Genomic DNA, 7,625 nt, shown 5'->3' with positions numbered 1-7,625 from the left:
CTCAGAACCGACGGCTGGGGCGCCGTACGGGCAGGTAAAGGCATACTCGTCAGCTCGGATGCTCAGGGAGGCGCAAAAGGCGAAGTTCTGGAGATGGGCAAAGCGATACGACGCATGCGAAAAGCATTGGTTGCTGCCAAATTACTAGATACTGCCGCCAAACGTGCGGGCAATACCGCAACAGAAAGCATTGCCCAAGCAAACCACATCAACAGCAACTTAAAGAAACTGAAAAAATCGGGAGTAGTCATTTCCGCTCCCGACGGTCTGGCCGCCAGTACCAAACAAAGCATATTGAATACAGCGCAAGGACATATCCACTGGGTCAGCATGCAGGACAGCAATGTCAGTGCAGGCAAGAATTTTACTGCGCATGCACTGAAAAGCATCAACCTATTTGCACAAAATAAAGCCGTTAAAATCCATGCAGCCCAAGGCAAGATTGAAATACAGGCAAAAAATAACAAGATGCAAATTGATGCAAAAAAAGACCTTGAGCTGACCAGCAGTACTGCCAAAGTAATGATCGTCGGCAAGGACGAAGTGATGATTAGCGGTGGTGGAGGCAGCTACATTAAATTGAAAAACGGTGAAATCATTCTTGCATCGCCTAAAATCGTTCGCGTCAAAGCGCCAGCAATGCCGGTGGGCGGTTCTGATAGCTTTTTCTTTAATGGTTTTGCAAAAACTGATAAAACCTGTATCCCTTGCAAGATTGCCGAATTAATTGGTCGTCCTGTCAATCCTATTTCAGGCATAAAAGTTTTACCGGATGAAACTGATTTTGCTTTTGATGGATTGGTGCCGTTTGTATGGAGCCGCAGCTATTTTTCTGATTTGGAAGAAAGTTGGCTGGGTAGCGGCTGGCGTACCACATTGAGTGCAAAATTGGAGCGTAAAGACGGTCGTTTTACCTATACCGATAACCAAGGGCGTACATTTGAACTGCCAGAACTGGAGGAAGATGAAGGACAGGTTCTGTTTGAAGCAGAACAAATCATCTTCGAACGAATCGATAATGGCAGCTATCAAATTAGCAGTTTGGATGGGGATAGTAGACAGAGATTCTCTCCGTTACATCTGAATGGAACAAACCGTATCGGCAGTGGTGATGGCGATTATGTTCTTACGCGTGTTAGCGACCGTCATGGGAATGGCTACCGTATTGTTTATAATGAAGATACCGGTTTGCCTCATACTGTTATTGACGAACTGGGCCGGAAGATATGGTTTGAATTTGACAATCTCAGCCCTTTAACGCAGATCCCCGTTTACCGCCTTACCAGCATGGGTAGCTACAACGATAATCTACCTGAAGGTCGGGAAGTTCTTGTCCGTTACCGTTATGACGACAACGGCGATCTTGTCGCAGTAGAAGATACCGAAGGTTTCGTTCACCGACGTTTCGGCTATCGCCGCCACATGATGATTCGCCACCAAACTACAGCCGGATTAAATACCTACTATCAATACGACCATTACAATCCCCAAGGTCGGGTATTGCGCAGCTATACCGACAACGGTGAAGAGTGGCGCTTTGCCTATGCCGACGGGCATACCCAAATCACTGATGCATTAGGACGTAGTGAACACCTTTATTACGACCATCATGGCGAAGTCGTTAAAAGAGTCTTTGCAGATGGCAGTAGCGTTTTGACTGAACGCGATGCATTGGGCCGTCCCATTAAAATTACTGATGAAATGGGACGTGAAACCCGCTACCGTTATAACGAATGCGGGCTGCTGACCTTTGTTGGCGGAGAAGGTGGACAAAATCAGCACATTCATTATGACCAAGAACGCCGACCGGTAGAGATCACCCTCCCGCACAATCAAAAGACCCTGATTGAGTATAACGAACAAGGGTTACCTGCAACCCAAAGCGATAGCAAAGGCAATACAACCCGTTACCGTTACAACGAAAATGGGCAAATTACCCAAATTACCGATGCTAAAAACAATACCTATACATTTGAGTATGATCAGCACCGCCGCCTAAGCACTCAAACCGACTGTTCCGGCCAGCAAACCCGCTATACCTATAACGAAGAAGGCAAACTTGCAAGTATTACCGATGCAGCCGGTCACACCACACACTACCATTACCAAAACGGAGAACCATTGCGTATTAATTATCCGGATGGCAGCAGTGAACACTTCAGCTACGATCACGCTGGCCGACTGAGTGTTCTGACAGATGCCGAAGGCAACCGTACCGCCTACGATTACGACAATGACAGCAAACCAACCATCCGCTACAACGCGCTGGGTGATGCATTCCAATACCGTTACGATCTTGCAGGTCGTCTGAAAACCCTCGTCAACGAAAACGGCGACAGCTATACCTTCGAATACGATGAACGCGACCGTCTAATCCGCGAGACCGGCTTTGACGGCAAAATGACACGTTACACCTACAACCCTGCCGGCGAACTCATACGCGAAGAAGAATACGCGTCTGGGAACATTGACGTGCGTACTCGCCCGATACGGACGATCACCTACCACCGCGACCGTATCGGCCGTATCCGTCAGAAAGACAGTCATCTGGACGGCGGAGAAATCCTGAGCACCCACTACCGCTATGACAAACTTAACCGTCTGATCCAAGCACACAACGCCCATAGTGAGCTTCGCTTCGGCTATGATCACAACGGACTGATTAAAGAACAGCTCATCCACTTGGATGAACCTATTACGTCCAGTACCAGCCGTTCACAATCCAAAGATGTTGCTGCACAGATTACCGAACACCGTTACGACGTACTGGGCAACCGCACCCAAACCATCCTGCCGACAGGTGAAGTTTTAAACCGCCTGTATTACGGCAGCGGGCACTTACACCACGTCAACCTCGACGGCACCACCCTTGCCGACATCGAGCGTGATGCCCTGCATCGCCCAGTCGAGCGGACTATCGGCAAGTTGAATACCCAATTTCAACTTGACCCATTAGGTCGTCTGAAACAACAAATTGCCCAACCGAACGGTCACAACAAAGCAGACCCTGCCGTCCTTATCGGTCGCCGTTACCAATACGACACTACCGGCAACCTCGTCCGTACCGAAGACCAAACCAGCGGCAGCAGGGATTACACCTATGACGCACTGGGCAGAATTACCCAAAGCGCGGACGAGCACTATCGCTACGACCCTGCCCACAACCTTACCGACGAAAGCAGAATCGGTGGTAACCGTCTTACCCAATACAAAGGCATCAGTTACCGCTACGACCCGTTGGGCAACCTGATCGAAAAACAGCAGCATGACGGCGAAATCCAACATTACCGCTACAATGCCGATAACCAACTGACCGAAGCCGAAATCCATCGCCCCGGACAAAACACCGTCTTATATCGCTACCGCTACGACCCCATAGGTCGCCGCATAGCCAAGGTCCATCCAGATGGCAATGAAATCCAATACCTGTGGGACGGCAGCCGCTTATTACAGGAGTACCGTAAAGACCGCACCTACACCTACATTTATACCGAAGACCGAAACTATGAACCCCTTGCCCAAATCACCACCTACAATGGCTCAGATAAGGCACGAGAAATCCTGTATTACCACAACGATCAAATCGGCATCCCGCGAGAGATGACCGATGGGGAAGGCAAAATTGTTTGGAGCGGTGACTATAGCGGCTGGGGCAAACTGACCCAAGAAAGTCGTCTGAAACTGGATATACATCAACCCTTCCGTCTGCAGAATCAGCATTATGATGAAGAAACGGGGCTGCATTACAACTTCTTCCGCTACTATGATCCGGAGATTGGGCGGTTTACACAGCAGGATCCGATTGGGTTAGCAGGCGGGGAGAGCCTGTATAGATTTGCAAACAGTGTGCAGACTTGGATAGATGTGTTTGGTTTATCTGAGCTTCAGTTATTTGGTATTAGTGATATTGCAGCAAAAAATTTAGAGAATCAATTTCATACAGAACAGGGGAAATATATTGAGGCACAACGTAAAGCAGCACAAAAAAGTGGAAATAACCAATGTGCAACAGGTGTAGGTGTACTTTTTGGAAGACATATGGCGCAGCTAAGTAAAGATCCAAAATGTAAGAACGTACATCAATTCCAAGGTACTTTAGCAGATTCTAGAAACGCTACCTTAGCTGTAACGGGTGTAGGGGGGGCTGCAGTAGTAACAACGGCCGCAGCAGCTCCTGAACTTATTCCACTGGCAGCAAGAGGAGTTAATGTTCTATCAAAAAGTTCGGCTGCACAGGCATTGACTTCTTTATCCGCTGTTGAAAAAAGTGTAGGGATTTCTGCTGTGGTATCCGGTACAACTCAAATTATGCAAAATGGTCGAGTTAATGCTTGTGCGTTTGGAGTAGATATGGTAACTGGTGCAGCAGGATCAGGGTTAACTAAATTAGGTTCGCAAGCTGGATTATCCGTTGGATCTGGAGCTATGTCTGATTATATGTGCCAAGGCAAATCAATAACAGAGACGTTGAAAGGGGTTCCAGGTAATGCATTGGGTACCGCTGCAGGATTTGGAGTAGGTAAAACTGGAGCTGGGGATATTAGTCAGGCTCTCATAAATGAGGCTACAAAACAGTCTATTAATACTGGTATGGATATGGTGGTTCCATCTAAGAAACCTTAATTAAAAGGAGATATCAATGATTAAAAGTATAAATTACTATCTTAATGTCATTATTTTATCTTTAATTGTTGGTTGCAGTGGGTCTAATCAGACGATTAGGGATACGCAATGCGATCCACAGGGTCCGTTTTTATATTTAGAGCAATGTGCTATCGAAGGAGATATTTCTAGTCAATATAACTTAGCTGTTAGATATATGGATGGATTAAATGCTCCGAAAGATCTAAAGCAAGCTTTTTATTGGATGGAACAGGCTGCAAAGAATGGAGATATCCGAGCACAATCTGACCTAGGTTTGCTCTATTATAATGGCTGGGGCATCTATAAAGATTATAAAAAAGCCTTTGAATGGACACAAAAAGCTGCAGAGCAGGGAAGTGTTCCAGCTAATAATAATATGGGCTTTTTTTACAGCCATGGAGTTGGTGTGTCGGTAGATTGGAAAAAAGGAGCAGAATATTATCAATTGGCTGCAAATCAAGGATATATTGATGCCTATCAAAATTTATCTACTATGTACTTTAGCGGGAAAGGTGTTGATATAGATATAAATAAAGCATTGGAATTTGCTAAAAGAGCTGCAGAGGATGGAGGTAATCAAATGGCCATTTATAACTTGGGTACAATTTATTCTTTAATAGGTAAAACAGAAGATGCTATTTTTTGGTTGAGAAAAGCAGCTGAATTAAATATGGCAGTAGGGCAGGCAGAATTGGCAGGTGTGTTAGCCCCAATAGCCAAAACAGAAGCCGAAAAACAGGAAGCTAAGCAATGGTTAGAAAAAGCTTTGGCTCAAAATGATCCTTATGCTTATACTGTAGCCGGTGTGTTGTATTCTGAAAAAAATAATGTTTTCCCTATTAATGAGAAAAAAGCTTATGAATATTATAAAAAAGCTGCCGAACTTGGTGAAGAAAAATCACAAACTATTTTGGCCTCATGGTATTGGGAAGGACGGTATGTACCAAAAGACGAGATAACAGCAGTGGAATGGTTCGAACGTGCGGCCAATAACGGTGAAATTAAAGCAGCCAAAAAATTGGTAGAAATCTATGGACAGGGTAGCAAAAATATTCCGAAAAATGAGGTAAGAAAGCAATATTGGCAGGATAAGCTTTCTGAGTAGAAAATTATTACCCTCAAGCCTATAAGCAGAGAAAGAATAAGGGAAAATACCCTATTGACAAGATAGAAGTAATAACCTACTTCTGTTACTCAAAGCCGGAACTTACGTACCGTTTACAGCAAGATGCGGCATCGATAACTTAAAGCCAAATCAGTCAAGGAGAGTCTCTGTCTGTCAGATTAGTGTAAAGTAAAAAAGGTCTAATTAAAGGCTGTCTGAAACTGAATTTAGCTTTTCAGACGGCCTTTGTTTTATTCATTGAATACAACAAGCAATTATAAAAGCAGTCGCTCTATCACTGATAGTGTGCTCAATCTGATAATGTGCTCAATGGAATAGGATGGGACAAAGATAAGGAATACCAGCTGTAGAAGGCAATACTTATACCATTGATCAAGTTGCATATATCAGAGATGCAAGCAAAGAAGAGTATGATGCCAGTCCTCATGTAACCATAGTAGGTTGTAATGGGGAAATTATCACCAGCAAAGAAGAAGCCCGCAACAGTTGCGCCGCCGAACGTAAGATTTCATTTTAATCAAGAAAGGATAATCCATGAATGATACCGAAAAGAGACTCACCGCTATTCGTTATACCGCCGACCGCACCCAACGGCACAACGAACATGGCTTTGCACTGTTGAAGCTGGGCATACGTGGCGCAATCTATTTTAATACCCGCGATGATGTCGCAGATGCCTTAACCGCTCTGATGGATTTCTATTACGAATGGGCGAAAGACAAGCTGACAATAGCTAGGCACGAAAGAGGCCATAGGGATATAAAAAAAGTCAAACTGACCGAAAAATCATATCTGAAAGAACGGGATACAATCTACCGGTGGTTGGACAATCGGGAGGAAAATCCGCCAGAGGTGATGTGGGGAATGCAAAGCGAGCATGCAAATACCAGCGCATCCTATTATTTCGACATTACCTCTATTGCCGCAGGTTTGGTTAATAAAGCCCATATGCCGCTAGGCACCCTGCTTTTTAACCTGCCACTGGAAATTTTGTCTTCTCACCAAGATTTGGCAAAATTAGATGAATTTGTCGACAAGATTGCAGAGAAGCTGGATGTGTTCCATGGCTATATCGGTCTGGCAGCAATTCCACCGCATAACTATTACGATGGTGCGCCATACGAATACGGGGTGTGTCGCGAGAATTTCGGTCTGATTCCGGTCACGACCGATTATTTGGCAGATTTCTATGACTACAATATCCGCAGTATCAGTTGGTACACATTGATCGGCAGAGAACTTTACGGACAGCTTCCGGCAGGCAGGATAGAGCCTGTTTTGGCAAATCATCCCGATATTCAAATGCGTGATATAGCAGGTATCAAAGTTTTCAAAATTGGCAATTTACCTGAAACCGGAGATATCCACGAAGATTTACCCTTGGACTACATTGCGCTAAACCGCGCTTTAGAACCGATACGCGAAAAATACCCCCGTGAAAATATGGGCGGCATTACCCGCGAACAGATGTATTATTGGTCGAGAAGATGGGACGGTTGGGAAGTGGAAGAAAAAGACGGCAAGAAGATCTACACCCAAGCACCGCAGGAAATCATTGGCGTCGAGGAAGAGCCTGTCCCGATTTCGGGCATATGGAAAATCACCAGCTTTGACGGCGAAACCCGTCATTTCAATAAAGGTGAAATTTTCCCTGAAGGAGAGGGGGTACGGACTCAAGATGTGCTACTCGGCCCCCAAATGGGTCTGACCATTTGGGAGCTTGTCAAAGGAGACCATGACGAGCCGTTGCGTAGAAAATCTATATGGTAAAGCCAGGCCATAAACAATCTGTCGACAGGTGGGTTCGGGAGATGCAGTAGTGATCTGCGGTACGCTGTTGGCTGCGTATGTGCAG

Annotated in this window: 3 protein-coding genes; all 3 read left to right on the top strand. The window is 45.4% G+C overall.

The annotated features are described in order from the left end of the window. Positions 1-4,623: DUF2345 domain-containing protein (locus tag HMPREF3066_RS07010; RefSeq protein WP_141743191.1), on the top strand; the 4,623-nt coding region annotated here is incomplete at its 5' end. 16 nt (positions 4,624-4,639) lie between these two features. Further along, on the top strand, positions 4,640-5,749 hold the full coding sequence (locus HMPREF3066_RS12330; protein WP_083286419.1) for an SEL1-like repeat protein: 1,110 nt from the start codon (positions 4,640-4,642) through the stop codon (positions 5,747-5,749). Positions 5,750-6,304: 555 nt separating this feature from the next. Next, complete coding sequence (locus HMPREF3066_RS07000; protein ID WP_070441511.1) at positions 6,305-7,540, top strand: type VI immunity family protein; 1,236 nt, start codon at positions 6,305-6,307, stop codon at positions 7,538-7,540. Positions 7,541-7,625: the final 85 nt, after the last annotated feature.

This window comes from Neisseria sp. HMSC03D10, assembly GCF_001807625.1.
GTDB classification, from domain to species: Bacteria; Pseudomonadota; Gammaproteobacteria; order Burkholderiales; family Neisseriaceae; genus Neisseria; species Neisseria mucosa.
This window is presented reverse-complemented; position numbering and strand designations above follow the sequence as displayed.